We start from the raw sequence: 23294 nt of genomic DNA, 5'->3' as shown, positions 1-23294 counted from the left end.
GCTTTACAACCTTTATTTAATTTTCTTTGTTCCTAAATGTGAATTTAACATTCACTGGATATTCTATTGGCTCATCTTTCTTATATGCCCTATCTCTAAATAGAATAATTTCTATTTGAGCACATGAGGCATCTGATGATACATTAATTGCCTTTAAATTATCAGTAAATAATTTTTTACTTTTCAAAACCTCTCCAGCCTCATTATTATTAGCTTTATATTCACTTATATAAAGATTATTGGTTTCATTTTTGCTTCCTTCTTTTTTTTCCGATTCTATCTTAAACTCACATCTTTCACCTGATTCATTTAACGAATCTATGATTAATAATTTCACATCTTTTTCTCCATCACATTCTATTCTACTTGCTTGCATACCAATTTTACTTAAATTCTCTTGTATTACTTGTCCATCAGATTGTAAGGTGGATTTAATGCCTACATCAGACATAATTCTATTATTAGTATTAAACATTTGAAATATCATGCCTAATATAACAAGCGTCAATGCCATAACTATTATAAGTTCTACCAAAGTAAATCCTTTTTTCTTTATCTTAAACATCAAATCCACCTCCAACTCTATTAATTACCTTATTATTTTCCATAACTTATTGCTTAAAAATTTATTAATATCATATTCTACATTTAAAAATGTTTTTTCCATACCATCATTATCTTTGTATGAAAATACAGCATTAAATAACTCTATGTTTTCTTCATATATTTTATCTATTACTGATTGATTATATTTTATTATCTTTTTTCCATTACCTTTAACAATTAAATTTCCTTCTGTAATTATATTTCCTTCTAACTCAACCTCACCATCAATAATAACGTCACCACTTGTAGCAATAAAAACATTTAGTTTTCCATCTTTAGCATCAATCTTATATGAACTAGCTTCATTTGATTTTGCTCCTTTACCCTTAATAACTATAATTTTGCTATCATCATTATTAAATATGGCTTTATTGTTTTTTGATTTTTCTTCATTTAATTTATAAGTTGTAGGTATATTATAAAGCTTCATTATAGTATCAACTGGATTTTCATTATTACCATTATTGTCATATAATTTTTTAAAGTAATCAGTTTCTCCTTTTGGTTCTTGGCGATTTAAATTATATACTTTTTTAGCATATTCTAACCTTTTACTTTTAACATTATTATCAACATCTATAGTATATGTTCCCTTTTTAACATGTGGATTATTGTTTTTATCTCTATATACTATTGCACCTACAGTATGAATATTATCTGGTAATTCTATTCCACCTGTATTTATCATTTCAAGCTTATCTTCCCAATAATCATTAAAGAACTTTTCCTTATCATTAAGATTTCCCATTCTATATTTGCTTACATCATATAACTCATTAGATTCGTTTGCATATGCTATATAATTTCCTTTTACTGCTGTTGATTCACCTGTTGTATATTCAGTATTCTCACCTTCTATATGGGCTACCCCCATAATATATGCGTTATCTGTTATTTGTATATTAGATTTTTTGTTTCCATTAACTATAATGCTACTAGAGGTTCTTTCTAACTTTCCTTCCTTTTCATTTCCATTAATATTTTTATCATTTAATCCATAGAAATCTTTAATTTTCATGTCAGTATTATAAGCTTTAATGGCTAAATCATTATCTACTACTACACTTCCATTGCTTATATCTAAACTAGAACTTCCACCCATTTCATTAGAATATTTTCCTTTTTCTATTTTTCCTGCATATACATTTAATGCATATAAACTTTTATCAATTTTTACATTAGAATTATCTTGAATAAAAAAAGTACTTGCAGTATATACGTCTCCATAAAAATTAACATCACTGTTATTAATATTTATTCCACCCTTATATTTATCATAAACTCTGCTAGTAATATACTCTCTGTTACCCTGAACAAATATATCTCCATCAATATTAAGATTTACTTTAGAATCATCATGGACTTCCATGTTACCGCCAACTATGATTTGATTATGCTTTACACTATCAGGATTAATAATAATTTTACTTTCTTTAAATGTAACATCATCATACTTAGGAACTGTTATTATATAAGTAGCTTGCAATACTCTAAGATTATTTTTAGCTATATCATTATTATTTTTACCTTTATCAACAAATCTTGACGTTACCTTTACTTGAAATTCCTTATTATTATTGTCTGAGTAATAACGAATTCCATCAAAATCATTTTTTATATCTGTAAGTGTTGAATCTTCTTCTGTTATTTTTTTAAGTTCTTCTATTTTTCCCTCTTCACATACAAAGAGTTTTGGTATAGACTTTTCATCATTAAACTCTACTGTATTAATTTTTGAAAAATCACTAACTAGTTCTTTCTCTACATCTTTTTCTTCTAATCTCATATCACTATAATAATTGTTACATATAGATTCACCTAAAATATTGTCCGGAATGCCTTCATCAGAATCTACTTCATCAGAATCTTTCTTTATAAACACTTTGAAGCATCTTTCAAATTCAGCTTTTTTAAGCATTTCTATCTCTTTATCAAAGTCTTCTTGTGCCTTTTTTCTTTCCTTGCTACAATTACATTTACCTTTATGATCTTTATGCTTATTATCTATTGCATTTAATGTATTAGCTAAATTATCTTCTTCTTCTTTATAATGCTTTGCATTAGGTCCTTCTCTATTATCCTTTACATTTAACTGTCTAGCCTTAAAATCTCCAAATTTTACTGCTTCATCAAATGTTTTAACGACAATATCATATGCAACATCTAATCCAGAATCCGCTAAATATAGATTTTCTATTTTCCTACTTTCTTTTATTCTCATCTTGTAGTCTCCAACTGTCATTGATAATAACGCTGTACCTACCGTAATTAAAATGGCAAAAATTATAACTACAGTAATTAAACTAGATCCTCGTGTCTTTTTTCTCATTTAATCACCGCCTAATTAAAGTTTATATTTTGACTAGCTTTTCTAATAAATTCAATTTCATCTTTATTTTTTATTTCTACAGTAACATCATATAATTCACCGCTCTTAATTCCATCAAATTCATCCGGTAAATTAGAAAAAGGTTTTACAACTCCACTTTCTGCTACTATTTTCACATCTAATTCTTCTTTTTTCTTTATAGATACATATACTGGATTCTCATCTTCATTAGATACATGAATCTTTATATCTTTATATTTTGCATAACTTGCTGTAGAATTATATTCCGAACAATTAAGAGTTAATTTAATTACTCCATCTTTCTTTAATTCCTGATTAGCAATTAAAGAATTATTATCAGTTTTTATTTTGACTATTTTCTTACTGTCTTTTGTAACAGTTTCTATATAAAATTCAGTAGAATTCTTTTCAATATTGTTTAACTTAATAGAATCATTATCATTTTCTATTGTAATTTTTGCTCCATCAGATTTTATATCAAACTTAAAATTATAAATTTTATATTTATATTCATTAGAAGAACCATCTTCTGAATTTTCTTCATCACTATTAGATGTGTAGTCTTTATCCAAAATAATATCTGTATTTCTTTCTATATTAACTATTGCTTTATACCCGCTTTCAAATTCATATTTAGCTATAAACTTATTTGCACTTTCTTTAGTTAAATTAATGTCACCTATCTTATAATTTCCGTCTATATTTTTTGGACCACTTTTAATATCCTCAAATATCTTTTGCCCATACAATGCAGCTTTCTGTTTTACTTCTCCATCTTTATTAGTATTCATAGCTGAAATTACAATTCCATATATTCCGACCATCATTATTCCAAAAAGTGCAAATGCTATTATTATTTCAATTAATGTGAACCCCTTATTTTTATTGATTATTTTTAACATAGGTATCTGATGTTTTTTACAAATATTTTTCATAAATCATCCTTACTTATTAGTTACACTTATATTTTTGTTATCACCATTTATCGTTACTCTTGCATTTTGTGAATCATCACTATCTATTTCTACATTAACTAATTTGTCAGTTTTATTTGTAACATTTATTCTTAATCCTGATTTATCATCTGAATTAACTCTATTTTCACTTAAAATCTTTATATTTATATTGTCTAAACTTGGTGTGAATTCTTGTCCTACTCCTACATAACTAGAAGGATAGCTTCCATTTGCTGTTTTATATTTATAATAGTATTTATCATCACTTTTTGTTATTATAAATTCTGCTTCTTCTACATCGTTATTATTTGCATATACATAGGTAGCTTTTGATTTATCATTGCTTTTTCCCATTATAATGCTTGGCAATTCTGAAGTTATTGATTTTACTGAAGCTAGGAAATCACTATCAGGCTTTTCAGCATCTGATATCACATTTCCAACTGAACCATCTAAACTAAATGGTGATAATTTACCGTAAGTATTATTTAAAGTCCAATTTAAATACTTCCCTAAATCATCATTTACCTTAGGCATAGCATATACTTCCAAACCTATTGTTCCTGTTATTTCATCTATAGTTTTTTGAGAAATAGTTATAGTATTAACTACTATCTTTCTTTCATAATTTCTAATAGAATTTAAAAAAGTATCTAATGCTACATATGATCCTGAAAAATTCAATTCAAGTTTTACTTGCTCCACATCTCTCTTGTTTTCATTTGAATTTCCATTATCACTTATTGAAGATTCCTTTGAATTTGATACTTCTGATGAATTACTTTTTGAACTTTCATTTTTGGATGAAGATTCATTGTTTTCAATAACATCATTAACCTCATCATTGTATTTTTCAGTCATTTGTGTAATTGTGCTTTCCTTTAGGTTTTCTTGGCTTTTCTCTGTTTTAGGTACTTCTGCTACCTCTATTTTATTAAATATAAATCCACCTTCAAGACCACTATCTTTTAATAATTTATCCAATTCTAAAATTAAATGTTCTTGACTTATAGTTGGATAAAATGAATCTGATTTATCTGACACTTTAGTATTTAAAATCTTTATTTCACTTTTTCTGTCCTCTAATGAATTTATAGTTTCCATGGTATTATTATATTTTTGTTCTAATTCATTTTTACTTTTTGTCTTCTCTGATATCTTTGAGGTTTGATTTAAGTATATAAATTGATAATAAATAAATCCTACAAATACAATAGCAAGCATACTTAACATCATCTTTTCTTTTTTACTTATTTTCATCTTAGATTAACCTCCTTCAATATACATTTAATATCAAAGGAATATTGTCCTTCTAATGATCCATCCACATCTATTGAATTAACAAATACTTGATTCATAATTGATAATTCTTTTAAATTGTGTTGAAATTCACCTACAGCATCCCTACTTGATGATACTCCTTGAATTATTAAAACATCATTATTAATTTGTAAAGTTTTAAATGAAATTTGAGATGGTATTGTTGAATTTATAGAAGTTAATACTAAATCAGATACATTATTTCTATTGTTTACTTTCCCTAATATATCATTTAAAGCTGAATCATATTTTGTTAGAATATTTATTTCATTATTTACTTTTTCAGCTTCTGCATATTTTTGTTTAATTTCTGGAGTATTTAATTTTTCATTATAATTTGATATGCTTCTATTTAACAGTAATATTCTTGTAGTATTAACAATCAACGTTATAATTATTAAAGCTCCAACTACTCCCATAGCTCCATAAATATAAATCATTGCACTCTTTTTTTCTTGCTTATTTCCTTGATAAGGACTAAAAAAGTTTACATCTCTCATCTTAAACCATCCCCCTATAACCTTATAAGTGAACCAATAACATTAATAAAGTTATCTATATTTTCATCAATCTCAATATTAGAGTCATTGATTATTTCTGGAATGTTTTTTATCTTTATTGTTTCTATTCCAATTTTAGATGTAATGTACTGCTCTAAATTCTTAATTCTAGATGTTCTACCGTATATAAATATTTTATTAATATCATCATCAAAATTTTTACTCTTATAAAATTGTATTATTTTTTCTATTTTATCTACCCATTCATCTAATGTATCTATAATTATTTGATTTTGAAATTTCAATTCTTCTTCTTTTAAATCTATATCCTCTGATTTAAACTTTTCAATTCCCTCTTTTGGAATATTCATATTTTCATACAAGATTTCATCAAGATATTTTCCGCCTGCCTTTATTATTCTTGTAAATTTTAATACTCCATTATTATATATGTTTACATCTAAACTATTTGATCCCATATCAATAAATACTACTGATTCTTCAACATTAAGTTTATGATTATTTATAACTTCAATATAATTAAGCAATTTATTTAATGCATTGTAATTAACATCTAGTGCAAGTGGTTTTAAATTTAAAGCAGTTAAGATATCATAGTATCCTCTAGCCATTTTTTCTGGATAAGCAATAGCTCTGATTTCTAATTTCTTTCCTTCATCAGAAAATTCTTCGCCAATCTTAGTAATTTGTAATACATAGTCATCTAAATTTATAGGTAAGTATTGTTGTATCTCATATCTTACAACAGTATCTAATTCTTCCTCTTTTACATCTGGAATAAGAATTTCTCTATTTATGATCAAAGACGAATTGTTTGTACATATTCCTTCCTTTGCATTTATTCCGTTCTCATTTAATGCTTTTTTCAAAATTGATACAAGTAATTCTTTCTTTTCTATGTTTCCATCTACAATAGCTTCTGCTGGTGTAGAAATGTCTATAAGCTTTTCAATTGATAATATTCCTTTATAATATGTTCCTTCTGCAATCTTTATATTAGTGCTTCCAATATCAAAAGCTACAACTTTTCTCTTTTTTTCTCTCTTAACTTTAATAGATTTACTCTTTTCATTTACCTTAATTAATTTATCCTTTAAATCATTTATGTCAAGATTCATAAAATCTTTTACCTTACTAAAATCAAAATTTATCTTTTTCATTAATTACAATTCACCCCTTATTAAAAGTGATATTTTAGTGTTTATATATGAATAAATAAAATGGACTAAGTAATTGAACTTAAGAATACTAAAATGAGTATAGTCCCATTTTAGCTTGCTCCCAATATAAAATCGTGACAAGCAGTAAATGTGACAATACTCATTAAGAATTCTAAAAGTCCAATTACAATGCCACTTTACCTATTTCATATATCAACACACAATTAAAATAACGACAAATATAGAAACTATAAAATCGAAGGTTTACATATTCTGTGAAATTATCTTTTTAAATTTTAATAAACATTGTTCCCCTCAACTATCAATTCTCCACTCTTCACTCTCAACTTAATTCCCATTATAGAGTAAAGTGTAAAGCCTAAAAATTAAGCTTTACACTTTGATGTAGATTATTTAATTATTTAACTTGAAAATCATCATCTTGTGTAGGATATACTTTTTTAGTACCTACTTTTATTACTATATTCCCATCTTCATCTACATCTGCTGTAAAATTAGTTCCTGATTTCACTTTAGATGGTGAATATGCATCTAATCTATCCTTAACAGCTTTAGCATTTCCATCTGTTCCAGAAAGATCTATACTTGTTACTCCATTTGTTAATGTCAACTTTTCATCAACTAATGCTCCAGCTACAGCAGTATGAACATTTTTAGCATTAGCTATATCTGCTTTAATGTTTGCATTTCCTTTTACAGTTCCCATCTTAGGAATAGCAATTGCTGCTAGTACTGCAATAATTGCAATAACGATGATAAGTTCTACTAATGTAAACCCCTTTTTCTTTTTCTTTGAAATTTGATTTGACATTGATTTGATTGATAATTTATTCATAGAAAATCCCCCTTATAAATTATTGATCTTGTTTTAAATTATTATTAATATTTAGTATAATGGCGAGTTGGCATTGAAATTTGCTTTTTAGAATCCTTAATAAAAGTTTGTTGAATTAATTGCTTGTCCAAATATTTCATTTGGAACACGCATTAATTAGACTAATCTTTATTCTAGTATTCTTAAAGTAAATTTCTCAGTCCAATGAGCTATATACTATAATATTAAAACACTTTAAAACTAACTAAATTATTAAATTTGATTATAAGTATCAAACATTGGAATCATTATTGAAATTATCATAAATCCGATTACAAGTCCCATCACAACTATTAAAGCTGGTTCCATTAAAGAAACTGTTGCTTGAATTGTTGCTTCCAATTCCTCATCATAAAAATCAGCGGTTTTATTTAAAATATCATCCAACAATCCTGTTTCTTCACCAATTTTAATCATTGAATACAACATTTGTGGAAAGACCCCAGTTTCTTTTAGTGAATAGTTTAAACTTTCTCCTCTTACCACTTTTTCTTTAACTTTTAATATTGCATCTTCAGCTATTTTATTATCAATAACTCCAATAACAATGTCTAAAGCTTGCACTAGTGGTAATCCACTTGAAAGTAATGTTGATAAAGTTCTTGTAAATCTAGATACTATAATCATTTCATTAAGTCTTCTAATGATTGGTAGTTTAATCTTCAATTTGCTTGCTGCAATTGAGCCTTGTTCTGTTTTTAAATAATATTTTATTGCAATAGTAATTCCTACTATTGCAAGTAAAATCATTGCCCAATGTTCTTTAAGTGATGTGCTTGACCAAAGTAAAAATCTAGTACTCCAAGGAAGCGATATTCCCGTTTGGTCAAAAATTCCTACAAATGTTGGCATAACGTATGTTAGTATAAATACAACAGCTGTAATTGCTACTAAACCTAAAATTATAGGGTATATCATCGCATTGTTAACTTTATTATTTACCTTATTTTCCTTTTCATAATGATTAGCCATTCTAAGCATTATGCTATCTAAGTTACCACTTGCTTCTCCTGCTGCAACTAAACTTACTAAAAGTCCTGGAAAAACTTCTGTATGTTTCCTCATTGCATTAGATAGTACTCCACCTTTTTCTACATCATCTTCAACTTCTTTTAACGTTTCTTTTAGCTTTGTATTTGTAGTTTGACTTGTTAATATATTTAAACAAGTAAGTATTGGTACACCCGCATCCAACATCGTATAAAATTGTCTACAAAATATTGAAAGATCTTTAAGTTTTACTTTATTATTAAATTTAAATTCAATTTGTTTACTTTCAATTATTTCTTCTACCATTAAGGGGTAATATCCATTGGATGAGATACATTCTATAACCTCTCCCTTAGAATCAGCTTCATGATTTCCATCAATTTTTTCTCCATCCGTATTCATTGCTCTATATTTAAAGTTAGGCACAGCTTATTCATCCCCTTTATAATAAAATAATCTTCTATAAGTTAAACTTCTTCTTTAATTTATGTTTATTTAAATTTTATTTAATCTTTATAAAATATATGATTTAATTAATCTTTCAATTAATCTTTCAATAAACTTATTGTTGCAAGTTCTGTTATAGTAGTTACCCCTTTAACAACTAATTCTCTACATTCCATCCCTAATGTTGACATTCCATTTTTTAATGAAATGTCTTTTAATATATCAGAATTAGCTCCAGCATTTATGGCTTCTCTATGACTTCTTGTCATTTCCATAACTTCATAAACACCAATTCTACCTGAATAACCTGTATTGTTGCAGTAGCCACACCCTGATGCCTTATATAATTTTAAATCTTCATTTTCATTTATACCTAATATTTCCTTTTCATATTTACTAGCCTCATAAAATACTTTGCACTTGTCACATACTTTTCTTACTAATCTTTGAGCTACTATTCCAACAACTGATGTAGAAACTAAATAAGGTTTTATTCCCATATCTATAAGTCTTATTATTGATGATGGTGCATCATTTGTATGAAGTGTACTTAATACTAAATGTCCTGTAATTGCTGCTTTTATAGCTATTTCAGCAGTTTCATTATCTCTTATTTCACCTATCATAACTATGTCTGGATCTTGCCTTAATATACTTCTAAGTCCACTTGCAAATGTAAGACCTGCTTTTGTATTTACATTAACTTGATTAACTCCTGGCAGAGTATATTCAACAGGATCTTCTACTGTAACTATATTTACATTATTAGAATTTAATTCACTTAAAATACTATATAGCGTTGTTGATTTTCCACTTCCTGTTGGCCCTGTAACTAATACTATTCCATATGGATTTGATATTATTTTATCTATTCTCTTTAAATTATCTTTGCTTATTCCAAGCTTGTCTTTACTAACATTGTAGTTAGATGTATTTAGTATTCTTATAACTACTTTTTCCCCATATACTACTGGTAATATAGACACTCTAAGATCTACATCTTTTTCTCCTATATTAACTATTATCCTACCATCTTGTGGTATTCTTTTTTCCGCTATATTAAGTCCTGCAAGAATTTTTATTCTTGTTATTAATGGACCTAAACTATCTATATTTAAAATATTTATTGGCTGTAATTGTCCATCTATTCTATATCTTATCCTTATTTCATTTTCAAATGGTTCTATATGTATATCTGATGCATTCATCTCTATTGAATTTTTGAACAGATATTCAACCATTTTTACAACTGGCGCATTTTTTACATCATCCATCTCTTCAATGTTTACAATATTTTTCTTTTTTGATTTAGAACTTTCTTTAGCTAGCTGTTGTGCAGCCATACTGACTTGTTGACTACTATAATATATTTCTATAAATTTTTTTATGTCATTCTTTTTAGATATGAAGGTCTCTATTTCAAAACCTGTTGAGATTGCAACATCATCTATTGCATATATATTAAGAGGATCTGACATAGCTACTTTTATTTTATTGTTATCAAACCCGAAGGGTATTAGTGAATATTTATTACATAAGTTTTTAGGTATTATAGCTATTGATTTATTATCAAAGTTTATTGTATTTAAATCTATCTTCTTTATTCCTGTTTGTTGTTCAATTGATTCTATTATGTCTTCTTCTGTGATAATATTACTATCTACTAATATTTCACCTAATTTTTTACCAAGAATTTTTTGAGATTTTAATGCTTCTTGCAATTGATAACTACTTATTTTACCTGCCTTTATAAGAATATTGCCTAATCTTTTCTTTTCTATAGCCATTAAATACTCACCACTCTCTTCCATTCTCTTATGGTTTATTTTTAGATAAAAAGTTACTTATTAATTTTATTTATATAACTCTAATTATCCTTAAGTAAACATTAATTATAGTATCTCCCCATAGCATGTACATAAGTGCTGCTACTGATAAACATGGACCAAATGCCATTGCATCCTTTGCACCTTTTAACTTTAGAGCCAAAATAATAATTGCAATTATTCCCCCTATTATGATTCCTAAAAATAAAGTCACAATTACTCCCTTTATTCCTAAAAACAAACCACAAACTAGTGTAATTTCTGCATCTCCAATGCCCATCCCCTTAGTTATGATTACTATAATTGCTAATGCTGCAAATCCAATTAATCCCCCTAAAACATAAGTTAAAATTGAATTTTTATTGACAAAAAAATTTATTGCCATAAATATTATGCTACATATTATTCCAAATATTATTGTAGAGGTATATATATCTTGAGTTTTATAATCTATCATTCCTATTACAATTAATAGTGAACTTAATATACTATATTTAAAAAATTCTAAGGTTAATCCATAATTAAAAAATATAACAATATATAAAATAGAATTAAGTATCTCTATTAAAGGATATCTTATTGATATTTTTTCCTTACAATATCTGCATTTACCTTTTAAAAATAAATAACTCAAAACTGGTATTAAGTCCATTGGTTTTAATTTATGATTACAACTTCCACAATGAGATGGTGGATAAGAAATTGATTGTTCTAGTGGAATTCTATAAATACATACATTTAAAAAACTACCAATTACTAACCCTATTATAATTACTAATATACAATTCAAAATTTACATACCCCCACTTCAATTACATTATATTACTTTTTTTCATATTTTTATATATAAAAAACCAACAAATTAATTAAACTAATTAATTTGTTGGCCGGGTGCACCACTGATTCCTAGTTCTCAAGGTGCCCAAATTAAGAGAACTATTCACAATCTCCAACGTTATATTATAAATGTAATAATATAAATTATATTGTAATATTTATTTTTACATGATAATTATACCAAACTAATAATAAAATTGGAATTTATTTTTATAAAAAAATAAGCCAATTTAAATTGGTAAATTACCAATTTAAATCAACTTATTTAATCTACTAAACTAAATAATATTATATTACTAATATACTAATGATATATAATTTATTCTTCAATTTTATTATGCTGCTGTAACATTGTTATCTACATCTTGTGGCATAATTAAATTCATGAATTCATCTTCTTTAAGAATAGTTTTGCTAGCTGGGATTTCAATGTTCTTTACTTCAGCTTTAGCGCTTGTAGTATTTACTTTTATGCTTACTTTTGCCATATCTTTTATTTGTAAGTTAATATTCATTTCTGATTTATAATCATTATCTGTGAAAACTTCTTTTGTAGATAATGTTGATCCTTCAATTAAAGCCTTAGCTTGATTTAATGTAGTATCAAATGATGGATCCTTCACAGCTGTTTGAATATTTTTTATCATTTCAGCATCAAATCCTAAATTTAATCCAGAGTTACTAGAATCTAAATTATTTGCCATTGCTTTTGCTGCTTTTGAAACTAAATCCATCATTTCTTCTGAATTCATATTCATAGAATATTCTCTTCCATTTTTAACCAAAGGTAATTCTACCTTACTATCTCCAAAAATCATTTTACCTAAGTTAGCTAAATAATCTGGTGATTTTGTCATTTCAGTTATTGCATTCATATCCATTCCTGAATCTATTCCTATATATTCATATGGTAAATCAACAAGACCTGTTGGTGCTGTTCCTCCATTTGCAGTGAATGTGTTCATATAATAACTCTTATTCATATAAGTTATGCCTTTATCCATATATAATTTTAATTCTGGAATATTAATTTTATTACTTGCATCATTAAATTTTAATTCTATATAAGCTTGATCTTGTCCTTTATTATAGCTTGTACCAGTAAAAGTTATCTTTTCTGATTCGCCTTGAGCTTCAACATTAACTTCACCCGTAAATTGTGAATTTGTTGCTTCCCATTTAGCTAAATTATTAATTTCCTTTGAATAACTCATAGCCTCACTACTACATCCTGTAATAGTAAAAACAGATAATGTTGTTGCCATAATAATTGATAATGTCTTTTTTAGTTTCATTTTTTTTCCCCCTATTTATACTTGTATTTAAAATTAATCCAATTTACAATATCTTAAGTTTAATATAAGACATAATAAAAATCGGATAATTTTCTTGCCTTTTAATAATTGCAATATTTACCTTTAATCAGTTTTATTTAAAATTAAGAAATAACACTATTTAATATCTTATTGTATTTATTATTCTATTATAACTCAATTTTTCTCATATATATATCAATATTTTCTTAAATTAACCTTAATTCTATAATTATTGTTATATATCCTCATTTTTACAGATAGAGCATGATATTAAATATGATATTACTCCCACAATTACTATTGTAATAATAGATGTAATTCCTACTATTGCTTTATTAGCTATAATAAAATTTAATATATTATCAGGAATAGTTCTTTCACTTAATATAGATGGTAATGCAAATATAAAAAATGCTGGAACCATATATACTAGCATTAGAATAGCTCTTCCCTTTTCCATTCCAAATTTATAATAAACAGAATACTGAATCATGCATATGATTGTAGTAATTATCCCTGCAAAACATATTAAAATAATTTCATATATATCAATTAAACCTCTATTATAAAAATGAAACATTGCAAAAACTTCTATTGCCCATACCATAATGTTTAATATTATTAAATATAAAAATCTTCCCATTATCATACTTGATGTTTTAGACGGAAACATATAATACATTTCTCTACTTTTTTTATTGCCTTCTGAACTAAATGGTAATACTGCAACAATAATTAAAACAAATAATAAGTAACTCATTGCATTAATTTTAGTCTCTGAATAAAACATTGATATAGCAAAGGCTATTAAAAATAATGAGTAATACTTTAAATTTCCTTTTATTATTCTAAAATCAAATTTCAAATAATTTATAGCATTCATTACTTCTACTCCTTTCCTTTATTTATATAAAATATAATCATTTCCTCAATAGATGGTTTTTCAATTAATAATTCATCATTTAAATCTTCTCTATCCTTATCATATATCAATCCTTTAAATCCAATACTTGATTCTTTATATCCTATTAATTTTTCTTTTATATCCGATGTTAAGTCTTCTATACCACCTTTTACTACTAAATGTTTTTCTAATATATTGTCTTTAGTATCATTAAATATCATCTTTCCTTTATTTATAAAAAATATATAATCAGCTATCTTTTCTAAATCACTTGTAATATGAGTAGAAAATAATACACTCTTTTCCCCATCCTCTATATATTCTTGTAGTAACTCTAAAATTTCATTTCTAATAACAGGATCAAGTCCACTTGTTGGTTCATCTAATATAAGCAATTTAGTTTTTCTTGCAAATATGCTAGCAAATGTTAATCTTATTTTCATACCTTTTGAAAAATCTTTAATTTTTTTATCCTTTGGCAATTCCCATAAATTTATATAATGATTAAATTTATCTATATTAAATGATGGATAAAAATCTTTCAACGTATTAATTACATCTTTCATCTTGAAGCAGCTTGGAAAATAACATTCGTCACCTATAAATCCAATCATATCTTTAAATTCAACTTCATTTCCTTTGTACTTCTTTCCAAATACACTTATTTCTCCACTATCTGCCCTTAGATGCTGCATAATGAGTTTTATAGTTGTGGTTTTTCCAGCACCATTTTGTCCTACATATCCTAATATATACCCCTTAGGTAAGCTTAAATTTATATCTTCTAAACTAAAATCTTTAAACTTTTTATTTAAATTTTTTATTTCAAGTGCATTCATTACTTATCATCCCCCATCAAATTTTCTAAAATAAGAATAAGTTCATTATTTGAAACATTTGCTAATCTTGCATTTTCAATTGCAGTAGTAAATGCTTCTTCTATTCGTTTTAAATACTGCTCTCTTACCATTTCGTTGTCTTTAGGAAGTACAAAGCTCCCCTTTCCTCTAATAGTTGCTATAAATCCTTCTTCTTCTAAATCTGAATATGCCCTAGTTGTTGTAATAACACTTATACCTAAATCTTTAGCCAATTGCCTTATTGATGGTAAAAATTCATTTTCAGCAATTCTACCAGACATTATCTGTTCCTTAATTTGTGTCTTTATCTGCTCATAAATAGGTAAATCAGATTTATTAGATAATAATATCTTCAATCAAATTTCCTCCTTAAAGTATATATATACTGTATATGTATTATTATATACAGTATGAACACTATAGTCAATACTTATCAAAAAAAATAAACCTTATTATAACTTAAGGTCTATTCCAAAATTAAAAATATTTATTTATGTACTTTATAATATCTATTCTAAATTTTATCTCATAGCTAACATATATAATTTAATAATATCTAAATACTTCTGTATAATAATTTCTAACCCTCATTCAAAATCAAATTTCACCTAATAACTTACTATTAATTGATTTTGTCTTCTTTCTGAAACAAAATATTCAGCACATCTTTAAACTATTATTTTCTTTCATGTGCCAATTCACCAACAGGTAATCCTATAACATCTGAAATTTCTTCTAATCTTAAACCCATTAATAATAATTTACTCGCAATTTCTAATGATTTTTCTTTTTTTCCACGCTCTTCCCCTCTTTTTTCTGCATTGCTAATCATACTAGCACTTTCATATAGAGAGCTTTCTTTCCACCATAAATCATTATTGCTTTCTTGTTTTTCAATTTTATTCATTATTTTTTTTATTGCTAAGTCCATTCCTATTACTTCTTTTAATGTTATCCTAGATTTTGTACTTTCCATTATAATTGACCACCTTTCAAATATATTCTGTGTAGCCCAAGCTAAATCTATTGTATTTATAAACTACATATAAACAATATAGTTTAACTTTATTTCTTAAATTCTATATCTATATCGTACATACGTTCGTATGTTTTTGCAAGTTGATTTATTAATGCAAAGATTAATTCTTCACATATTTTTCTAGTTTTATCTCACTTTTTCTTTGTTTTTCTAATCCACAAATTTTATTTTCTATTATTGTATTAATATGTTAAGTAATTTAATACATATTTTTCAAAACATTTTTTATACTTTTTGCACTTAAGTAATTTATTGTTAATATTGAATTTAAATTATCTTTGTGGGATAATTTACTTATATTTATATTTTGACCTTATTATTACATAACACAAGGAGGAAAAACTTATGAAATTAAATAAGTACTTATTTCCAATAATATTAGGTATATTATGCAATGTCTTTATCGCCTTTGGTACAGATAACTCTGTTATAGAATTATCCGTATCACTAATTACTTTGCTTATAATAATTTCTTATTTATACTACTGTGACAAATCTAAATCTAATGATAGTATTAATGATAACGATTTATCCAATGATAGGGAGACAGTATTTAAAAATGTACACTCTATGATTGAAACAATGGGATTTGATGTTGAACATCTTTTATGGATATCAAAACAAAGTAAAGAAGCATTTTCTCATTTAGTTGAAAAAAATAAAGTTATCTCTGATTTCTCTACTACTAACTTAGCATGTATTGAAACTGTTGAATCTGGCATACATGAAGTTGTTTCTAGTTGTGAAAAAATTGATGAAAGTATTTCAACTGTAGAAACTGAAACAAATGATACCTTTACAGTACTTGAAAAAAGTAAAACTTCTATTAGTAATATAATTTCATTATTATCAGAAATAAAAACAATTTCTGATGATTCTTTAGAAATCAATTCGAAATTACATGACTCTTCAAAAAGTATAATTAAATTTGTTGAATATATACATGATATTTCTAGTCAAACAAATTTGCTTGCTTTAAATGCATCAATTGAAGCTGCTCGTGCTGGTGAAGCGGGAAGAGGCTTTGCTGTTGTAGCTAATGAAATACGAAAACTTGCAGATGAAACAGATAAATTTGCAAGAGAAATAGATGATATAGTTAAAGATCTTCTTGGTAATATAACTGATACTAATTCTGCTACTGAGAATTCTAAAAAAACAATAAATGAACTTGATTGTATTTCAAATGAAACTATTAAAATTTTATCTGACAGTTATGTAGCTATGGGACATATTAAAAATTCTATTTTGAATTTAACAGATGTATCAAAATCAAATACTCAAATTGCATTTGATATCGAACAAGCTCTTACACATTTAACTCATACTATAGAGGATACAAATAAAGAAACTCTTAACTCAATAGATATGATTGAAAGACATGAAGATAAAACTGACCAATTACTTGATTATTGTGCTGCACTAAGTAGTGTATCTGAAAATTTACAATATCAAATGAGTCACCTTAAAGGAGAAAATGAAGTTATAGTTGGTATTAATCCATTCACATCTCCTGCTGATATAAAGAAGATGTATCTTCCTATCCTAGAAAGATTACTTAAAGAAATCAACTTAACTCCAAGAATGATAATTGTTAAAGATTATGATGCCCTTAGCGATCAAATCAAAAAGGGCACTATTGATATGGGTTGGTTTTCACCATTTGCTTATGTTATAGCTAAAAGCAAAGCAAATGTCACACCACTGGTAACCCCTAGGGTTAATGGAGAAACTTGCTATAATGGTTATATAATAGCTAATAAAAACTCTGGAATTAAAACTTTAGAAGATTTGAAAAATAAAAGCTTTGCTTATGTAGATAAAAACAGTGCTTCAGGTTACTTATATGCCAGACATATATTAAAAGCAAATAAAATTAATCCTGATAGATTATTTTCTGGTGTTTCTTTTGCTGGAAGCCATGACAATGTTATCAATGGAGTTTTAAATGGATCATTTGATGCTGGTGCAACTTATAATGAAGCTCTTGATAAGGCAAAAGAAAATGGTATTAATTTAAATGATTTAATTATAGTTTCTATGACTGATAACATCCAAAAAGATGCTATTGCAGTTAGTCCAGATATGGATTTAGACAGAGCAGAAGCTATTAAAAATGCTTTTGTACACTTCAATAATTTCCAAGGTATAACTACACCTGTTAATGGATTCATTGAAGCAAATGATAATGACTATAACTTAATTAGATCAGTTATGAAAGATTAATTCATGACTATCTATTTTTAATTAACCATTATACTTTAAAATATCAAAAACAAGAAAAGAGTAAATTTTGATTTTAGTCTATGTTTTAAATTAATGTTGATATATGCAATATGTAAAGTGGCATTGTAATTGAATTTTGAGAATACTTAATGAGTACTGTCCCATTTACTGCTTGTCTTAATTTTATATTAGGAACAAGCTAAAATGGGATTGTACTCATTTTAGCATTCCTAAGTTCAATTACTCAGTCCACCTTTATTTATGCATATATCAACATATTGCTAAAACATAACCTAATTAAAAAACTACTTTTTTCACATCTAAAAAATCTTATTTTATTTCTATAACATCATATCCTGCATCTTCTATTGCTTCTTTTATAACAGCATCATTTTCACTTGTTTCTACTGTAGCACATTTTTCTTGTAAACTTACTTCTACAGATGTAACATTAGCTAAGTTTTCTAATGCCTCTTTTACATGTCCTACACAATGGTTACAACTCATCCCTTCAATTATAATTGTCTTTTTCATAAATTTATTCCTCCTAAAATTATATATTTTATATTAAATTATTAATACTCTTAAACATATTTGATATTTTAGTATCATACGCTTCTACTTTGAATTTTCTTTGTTATATAAGCTTTATACTAAAATATCAACAATTAGTTTAAAGTCTATATTAATATTAAGCCTTAAAATTTCTTAATCTTAATGCATTTAATAATACTGATACTGAACTAAAGCTCATTGCTCCTGCAGCTATCATAGGATTTAGTAATGGACCGCCAAATACATGTAGTATTCCCATAGCTACTGGTATTCCTAATATATTGTAGCCAAATGCCCATGCTAGATTTTCTTTTATATTTCTAATGGTTGCTTTACTTAACTTTATTGCTGTAGGAACATCCATTAAATCACTTTTCATAAGAACTATATCTGCTGATTCAATTGCTACATCAGTTCCTGAACCAATTGCTATACCAATATCAGCTTTAGCAAGAGCTGGAGCATCATTTATCCCATCTCCAACCATTCCAACTTTATCTCCGTCTTTTTGTAATTTTGCTACTTCATTTGCTTTATCTTCTGGCAATACTTCTGCTAAAACTATATCTATTCCAACCTGCTTAGCTATTGCATTTGCAGTATTCTTATTATCACCTGTAATCATGGCAACTTTTATTCCCATTGAATGTAAAGTCTCTATAGCTTCTTTACTATTTTCTTTTACAGTATCAGCAACAGCTATTATACCCTTTAACTCAGAATTTATTGATATATACATAGGAGTTTTTCCCTCATTAGATAATCTTTCTGATTGTGCATCTAATGGAGATATATCTACATTTTTTTCTTGCATTAACTTCTTATTTCCCAGGAAAATATTTTTTTCGTCAATTAATACCTCTATACCATGACCTGGGATTGCATTAAATTTATTAATTTCTTTTAATTTTAATTTTCTATCTTCAGCTTCTTTTACAATTGCTTCTCCAAGTGGATGCTCTGACCCCTTTTCAGCGCTTGCTGCTAAGCTTAATATTTCATTCTCAGTTATATTATTAACTAAAATATCTGTAACCTTAGGTTTTCCTTCAGTTATAGTTCCTGTTTTATCAAATACTATTGTGTTTAGTTTATATGTTGTCTCTAAAGCTTCTCCACCTTTTATTAAAACTCCATTTTCTGCACCTTTCCCTGTTCCAACCATAATTGCTGTTGGTGTTGCAAGACCCAATGCACAAGGACATGCTATTACTAATACAGATATAAATATAGTTAATGCAAATATCATTGATTCTCCTACTAAAAGCCATGCAATTGCTGAAATTATAGCTAAACCTATAACTATTGGTACAAAATATGCTGAAATAACATCTGCTAATTTTGCTATAGGTGCTTTAGATCCTTGAGCTTCTTCAACTAATTTAACAATTTGAGCTAATGCAGTGTCTTTTCCAACCTTAGTTGCTTTATATTTAATAAATCCAGTTTTATTTATACTTGCACCAATTACTGTGCTTCCATATTCTTTTTCCACAGGAATACTTTCTCCAGTAAGCATAGATTCATCAATTGATGTACTTCCCTCTATTACTTCTCCATCTACTGGTAACTTTTCTCCTGGTTTTACTAAAACAACGTCTCCAACAATAACTTCTTCAATTGGGACAATAGTTTCTACTCCATTTCTTATAACAGTAGCATTTTTAGGAGCCAATCCCATTAATGCTTTTATTGCTTGAGATGTTTTTCCTTTTGATACAGCCTCTAGATACTTTCCAAGTGTTATTAATGTTAATATTACGGCTGCTGACTCAAAGTACAAATGCATAGCATATTCACTATTACCTTGATTTATCTTAACTATTGCAAATATACCATATAAAAATGCTGCTAAAGTTCCTATTGATATTAATGAATCCATATTAGGACTTAATTTAAAAAGATTCTTTATTCCTACTTTATAAAACTTATAACCAACTAACATAACTGGAAGAGTTAATGCTATTTGTATTAAAGCAAAATTTAATGGATTAATCATAGGATCAATTATACTTGGAAGATGCATTCCAACCATATGTCCCATACTAATTATTAGTAATGGAACTGTTAGTATCACAGAAATTATAAATCTATTTAATAATTCTTTAGCTGGATTACTTTCTTTCTTATCTTCTTTAGCTTTATCTTCTTTTTCAAGTTTATAACCTGCTTTTTCTATAGCAGCTTTTATATCAGAATATCCTGCTACATCTTCATCAACAACTATAGTTAACTTTTCAGTGGCAAAATTAACATTTGATTCCTGAACGCCTTGCAACTTTTTAGTTACTCTTTCAACTCTATTAGCACATGCCGAACACGTCATTCCCTCTACTTTTAAGTCATAAGTTTTTATATTTTTCTTAACACTATATCCAGTTTTTACGACTTTTTCTTCTATATCTTTATCTTGTAATTTATTTTCATCAAATTCAACACTAAGAGTTTCAGTTGCAAAATTAACATTTGATTTTTCTACTCCATCTAATTTCCCAACAACTCTCTCCACCCTATTGGCACAAGCTGAACATGTCATTCCATTAATCTTAAATGATTTTTTTTGCATATATTATTCCTCTCTTTTTATAAATACTTTATTTTAAATATATGTTTATATATGCAATAGGTAAAATGACATTGTAATTGGACTTTGAGAATTCTTAATGAGTATTGTCACATTTACTGCTTGTCGCAATTTTACATTGGGAGCAAGCTAAAATGGGACTATACTCATTTTAGTATTCCTAAGTTCAATTACTCAGTTCAATTTTACTTATGCATATATAAACACGTTTAAAATATCTTTCTACTTAGAAAGTATTTTTTCTAATACTTTATTCATTTCTTCTATTTTTTCATCTGGATTATTATTTAAACATGCTTCTTTAACACAATGACGTAAATGTCCTTGTAATATCATTAAATCAGCTTTCTTAAGCAATGATTGTGCAGCTAATATTTGATTTGCTACATCTATACAATACCTATCATCTTCTATCATTTTTATTATTCCTTCAATTTGTCCCTTTGCTGTTTTTAAAGATTGTAATGCTTTTTTTCTTTCTTCACTCATGCTTTATCCTCCCACCCCCGGGTAGGGGGTCTGTATTTATATCTAATTATAGACTTGTTTATAAATTTGTCAAGAAAATAATCCTACATTGTACTTTTCTAATTTTCGTCTTAAAAATTATCTCCTATTATATTTTTCACTAGATTTTATATTTATATTTTATAATTTTTTATACAAAAATCCCCTTATAAACTTAGAATTCTAAATTTATAAGGGGATTATTCTTATAATTTCTATAACTTATGTCTTTTCTTAATCAATATTGATAATGCTTCTTCTGATAAATTAGCAAAATATTTTGCACAATTTAATATTGCATTTTCATCTACCGAAAATTTAGGATTATGATGTGCAATTGACTTACCTATTCCAAAAATTATAAATGCACCTGGAATAGTTTCTTGATAATAAGCAAAATCTTCTCCTTCTAATCCCATTGAATTTTCACTTACTTTATATCCCATTCTTCTTCCTATTTGTGATGCAATATTTACCCATTCTTTTTCATTATTTGTAGCTGGATGTCCTTGATGCCATATAAATTCAGCTTTTCCTCCAAATGATTCTGCCATTCCATTAATAATACTACTCATTCTTTTAGGAATTAGATCTCTTGTTTCTTTATCTAATGTTCTAACTGTTCCCTCCATATAAGCATAGTCAGGTATTATATTCCATTAATTTCCACTTTCTATATGAGTTATGCTTAAAAGTGCATCATTAATTGGGTTTACATTCCTACTTATAATAGTCTGCAAAGCACTTATAATATTTGATGATATTATAATTGGATCAATACTTTTTTCTGGTTTTGCTGCATGGCTACCAACACCAAATATTTTAATTTCAAATCTATCCACCGCTGCTGTCATTGCTCCAGACTTTATCCCCATTATTCCAACGTCTAAATTAGGAACATTATGTAACCCAAAAATAGCCTCTACATTTTCTAGAGCACCTGTATTAATTATTTTTTTAGCTCCATTTGAACTTTCTTCACTAGGTTCAAATATAAATCTAACTGTTCCAATTAAATCTCTTTGGCTTTTCTTTATTAAATAAGCTGCACCTAAAATTGCTGCCATATGAAAATCATGACCACATGCATGCATTTTACCATTATTTTTAGATTTATAAGACAAAACATTTTCTTCATTTATAGGTAAAGCATCTATATCGCACCTTATTGCAACTATTGGTCCATTAGGATTCCCTTTTACTTCAGCTATAAGGCCTGTCTTTAAATCAGTATGTAAAACATCTATGTCTACTTCTTTTAGTAATTTTTTTATCATATCTGTAGTTTCAAACTCTTCATTTGATAGTTCTGGATTTTGATGTAAAATATGATACAAGTTTATAAGTTCTTCTTCTAAATTATCTGTTTTCTCTAACAGCTTATCATTAATCATT

Annotated in this window: 19 protein-coding genes, 1 pseudogene and 1 riboswitch; of the genes and pseudogenes, 1 reads left to right on the top strand and 19 read right to left on the bottom strand. The window is 26.8% G+C overall.

The genetic code is table 11. From position 1 onward, the window contains the following. Nucleotides 1–16: 16 nt before the first annotated feature. From RYM86_RS04780 to RYM86_RS04710, 15 genes are all read right to left on the bottom strand, one after another. On the bottom strand, nucleotides 17–565 hold the full coding sequence (locus tag RYM86_RS04780) for a prepilin-type N-terminal cleavage/methylation domain-containing protein (RefSeq protein ID WP_315078223.1): 549 nt from the start codon (nucleotides 563–565) through the stop codon (nucleotides 17–19). A gap of 24 nt (nucleotides 566–589) precedes the next feature. Next, on the bottom strand, nucleotides 590–2935 hold the full coding sequence (locus RYM86_RS04775) for a hypothetical protein (RefSeq protein WP_315078222.1): 2346 nt from the start codon (nucleotides 2933–2935) through the stop codon (nucleotides 590–592). An 11-nt stretch (nucleotides 2936–2946) separates the two neighbouring features. Further along, on the bottom strand, nucleotides 2947–3891 hold the full coding sequence (locus tag RYM86_RS04770) for a prepilin-type N-terminal cleavage/methylation domain-containing protein (RefSeq protein ID WP_315078220.1): 945 nt from the start codon (nucleotides 3889–3891) through the stop codon (nucleotides 2947–2949). A 9-nt stretch (nucleotides 3892–3900) separates the two neighbouring features. Then, nucleotides 3901–5172 (bottom strand): pilus assembly protein PilO, encoded by a 1272-nt coding sequence (locus tag RYM86_RS04765; protein ID WP_315078219.1) that lies wholly within the window; start codon nucleotides 5170–5172, stop codon nucleotides 3901–3903. After that, nucleotides 5169–5732, bottom strand: a complete 564-nt coding sequence (locus RYM86_RS04760; RefSeq protein ID WP_315078218.1) for a PilN domain-containing protein — start codon at nucleotides 5730–5732, stop codon at nucleotides 5169–5171. The genes RYM86_RS04765 and RYM86_RS04760 overlap by 4 nt, the downstream gene beginning before the upstream one ends. A gap of 14 nt (nucleotides 5733–5746) precedes the next feature. Next, complete coding sequence (pilM, locus tag RYM86_RS04755) at nucleotides 5747–6913, bottom strand: pilus assembly protein PilM (RefSeq protein ID WP_315078215.1); 1167 nt, start codon at nucleotides 6911–6913, stop codon at nucleotides 5747–5749. 418 nt (nucleotides 6914–7331) lie between these two features. Next, nucleotides 7332–7769 carry a prepilin-type N-terminal cleavage/methylation domain-containing protein gene (locus tag RYM86_RS04750; protein WP_315078213.1) on the bottom strand — a complete coding sequence of 146 codons (438 nt, stop codon included), beginning with the start codon at nucleotides 7767–7769 and terminating at the stop codon, nucleotides 7332–7334. A 252-nt stretch (nucleotides 7770–8021) separates the two neighbouring features. Next, nucleotides 8022–9224: a type II secretion system F family protein gene (locus tag RYM86_RS04745; protein WP_315078211.1), complete on the bottom strand. Its 1203-nt coding sequence runs from the start codon at nucleotides 9222–9224 to the stop codon at nucleotides 8022–8024. A gap of 119 nt (nucleotides 9225–9343) precedes the next feature. Next, entirely contained in the window at nucleotides 9344–11032 is a 1689-nt protein-coding gene (locus RYM86_RS04740; RefSeq protein ID WP_315078330.1) for an ATPase, T2SS/T4P/T4SS family, read from the bottom strand. Nucleotides 11033–11102: 70 nt separating this feature from the next. Further along, nucleotides 11103–11861 carry a prepilin peptidase gene (locus RYM86_RS04735; protein ID WP_315078208.1) on the bottom strand — a complete coding sequence of 253 codons (759 nt, stop codon included), beginning with the start codon at nucleotides 11859–11861 and terminating at the stop codon, nucleotides 11103–11105. 86 nt (nucleotides 11862–11947) lie between these two features. Then, nucleotides 11948–12031: riboswitch (cyclic di-GMP riboswitch) on the bottom strand. A 212-nt stretch (nucleotides 12032–12243) separates the two neighbouring features. Further along, a complete protein-coding gene (locus RYM86_RS04730) occupies nucleotides 12244–13203 on the bottom strand; it encodes a hypothetical protein (protein WP_315078206.1) in 960 nt (319 codons plus the stop codon). Between the two features lie 256 nt (nucleotides 13204–13459). After that, nucleotides 13460–14107, bottom strand: coding sequence for an ABC-2 transporter permease (locus RYM86_RS04725; protein WP_315078204.1), 648 nt, complete (start codon nucleotides 14105–14107; stop codon nucleotides 13460–13462). Between the two features lie 5 nt (nucleotides 14108–14112). Beyond that, nucleotides 14113–14967, bottom strand: coding sequence for an ABC transporter ATP-binding protein (locus RYM86_RS04720; RefSeq protein ID WP_315078203.1), 855 nt, complete (start codon nucleotides 14965–14967; stop codon nucleotides 14113–14115). Then, the gene (locus tag RYM86_RS04715) at nucleotides 14967–15344 is read right to left on the bottom strand and encodes a GntR family transcriptional regulator (RefSeq protein WP_252236500.1); all 378 of its coding nucleotides are present in this window, start codon (nucleotides 15342–15344) and stop codon (nucleotides 14967–14969) included. The genes RYM86_RS04720 and RYM86_RS04715 overlap by 1 nt, the downstream gene beginning before the upstream one ends. 320 nt (nucleotides 15345–15664) lie before the next feature. Then, nucleotides 15665–15964, bottom strand: a complete 300-nt coding sequence (locus RYM86_RS04710) for a hypothetical protein (RefSeq protein WP_315078199.1) — start codon at nucleotides 15962–15964, stop codon at nucleotides 15665–15667. 408 nt (nucleotides 15965–16372) lie between these two features. Here RYM86_RS04710 and phnD point away from each other — a divergent pair, with 408 nt between their 5' ends. After that, nucleotides 16373–18253 carry a phosphate/phosphite/phosphonate ABC transporter substrate-binding protein gene (gene phnD, locus RYM86_RS04705; protein WP_315078198.1) on the top strand — a complete coding sequence of 627 codons (1881 nt, stop codon included), beginning with the start codon at nucleotides 16373–16375 and terminating at the stop codon, nucleotides 18251–18253. Nucleotides 18254–18583: 330 nt separating this feature from the next. On the opposite strand, the gene RYM86_RS04700 is transcribed toward phnD, so the two are convergent. The 4 genes and pseudogenes from RYM86_RS04700 to RYM86_RS04685 all read right to left on the bottom strand — a co-directional run bounded on the left by RYM86_RS04700 (nucleotide 18584) and on the right by RYM86_RS04685 (nucleotide 23293). Next, a complete protein-coding gene (locus RYM86_RS04700) occupies nucleotides 18584–18787 on the bottom strand; it encodes a cation transporter (RefSeq protein WP_315078196.1) in 204 nt (67 codons plus the stop codon). 157 nt (nucleotides 18788–18944) lie between these two features. Further along, nucleotides 18945–21374, bottom strand: coding sequence for a heavy metal translocating P-type ATPase (locus RYM86_RS04695; protein ID WP_315078195.1), 2430 nt, complete (start codon nucleotides 21372–21374; stop codon nucleotides 18945–18947). A 240-nt stretch (nucleotides 21375–21614) separates the two neighbouring features. After that, nucleotides 21615–21881, bottom strand: a complete 267-nt coding sequence (locus RYM86_RS04690) for a metal-sensing transcriptional repressor (protein WP_003374771.1) — start codon at nucleotides 21879–21881, stop codon at nucleotides 21615–21617. 233 nt (nucleotides 21882–22114) lie between these two features. Then, nucleotides 22115–23293, bottom strand: a pseudogene (locus RYM86_RS04685) (amidohydrolase). Between the last annotated feature and the right edge of the window lies 1 nt (nucleotide 23294).

This window comes from uncultured Clostridium sp. (assembly GCF_963527835.1).
Taxonomy (GTDB): Bacteria; Bacillota; Clostridia; order Clostridiales; family Clostridiaceae; genus Clostridium.
The sequence above is the reverse complement of the archived record's forward strand: the minus strand, read 5'-3'. Positions and strand labels throughout refer to the sequence as shown.

Coding starts and splice junctions, on each gene's coding strand:
- RYM86_RS04730 (WP_315078206.1), bottom strand. CDS start 13,203: ATGAAACTAAAAAAGACATTATCAATTATTATGGCAACAACATTATCT.
- pilM (WP_315078215.1), bottom strand. CDS start 6,913: ATGAAAAAGATAAATTTTGATTTTAGTAAGGTAAAAGATTTTATGAAT.
- RYM86_RS04740 (WP_315078330.1), bottom strand. CDS start 11,032: ATGGCTATAGAAAAGAAAAGATTAGGCAATATTCTTATAAAGGCAGGT.
- RYM86_RS04700 (WP_315078196.1), bottom strand. CDS start 18,787: ATGAAAAAGACAATTATAATTGAAGGGATGAGTTGTAACCATTGTGTA.
- RYM86_RS04765 (WP_315078219.1), bottom strand. CDS start 5,172: ATGAAAATAAGTAAAAAAGAAAAGATGATGTTAAGTATGCTTGCTATT.
- RYM86_RS04690 (WP_003374771.1), bottom strand. CDS start 21,881: ATGAGTGAAGAAAGAAAAAAAGCATTACAATCTTTAAAAACAGCAAAG.
- RYM86_RS04725 (WP_315078204.1), bottom strand. CDS start 14,107: ATGAATGCTATAAATTATTTGAAATTTGATTTTAGAATAATAAAAGGA.
- RYM86_RS04720 (WP_315078203.1), bottom strand. CDS start 14,967: ATGAATGCACTTGAAATAAAAAATTTAAATAAAAAGTTTAAAGATTTT.
- phnD (WP_315078198.1), top strand. CDS start 16,373: ATGAAATTAAATAAGTACTTATTTCCAATAATATTAGGTATATTATGC.
- RYM86_RS04695 (WP_315078195.1), bottom strand. CDS start 21,374: ATGCAAAAAAAATCATTTAAGATTAATGGAATGACATGTTCAGCTTGT.
- RYM86_RS04770 (WP_315078220.1), bottom strand. CDS start 3,891: ATGAAAAATATTTGTAAAAAACATCAGATACCTATGTTAAAAATAATC.
- RYM86_RS04780 (WP_315078223.1), bottom strand. CDS start 565: ATGTTTAAGATAAAGAAAAAAGGATTTACTTTGGTAGAACTTATAATA.
- RYM86_RS04750 (WP_315078213.1), bottom strand. CDS start 7,769: ATGAATAAATTATCAATCAAATCAATGTCAAATCAAATTTCAAAGAAA.
- RYM86_RS04775 (WP_315078222.1), bottom strand. CDS start 2,935: ATGAGAAAAAAGACACGAGGATCTAGTTTAATTACTGTAGTTATAATT.
- RYM86_RS04760 (WP_315078218.1), bottom strand. CDS start 5,732: ATGAGAGATGTAAACTTTTTTAGTCCTTATCAAGGAAATAAGCAAGAA.
- RYM86_RS04710 (WP_315078199.1), bottom strand. CDS start 15,964: ATGGAAAGTACAAAATCTAGGATAACATTAAAAGAAGTAATAGGAATG.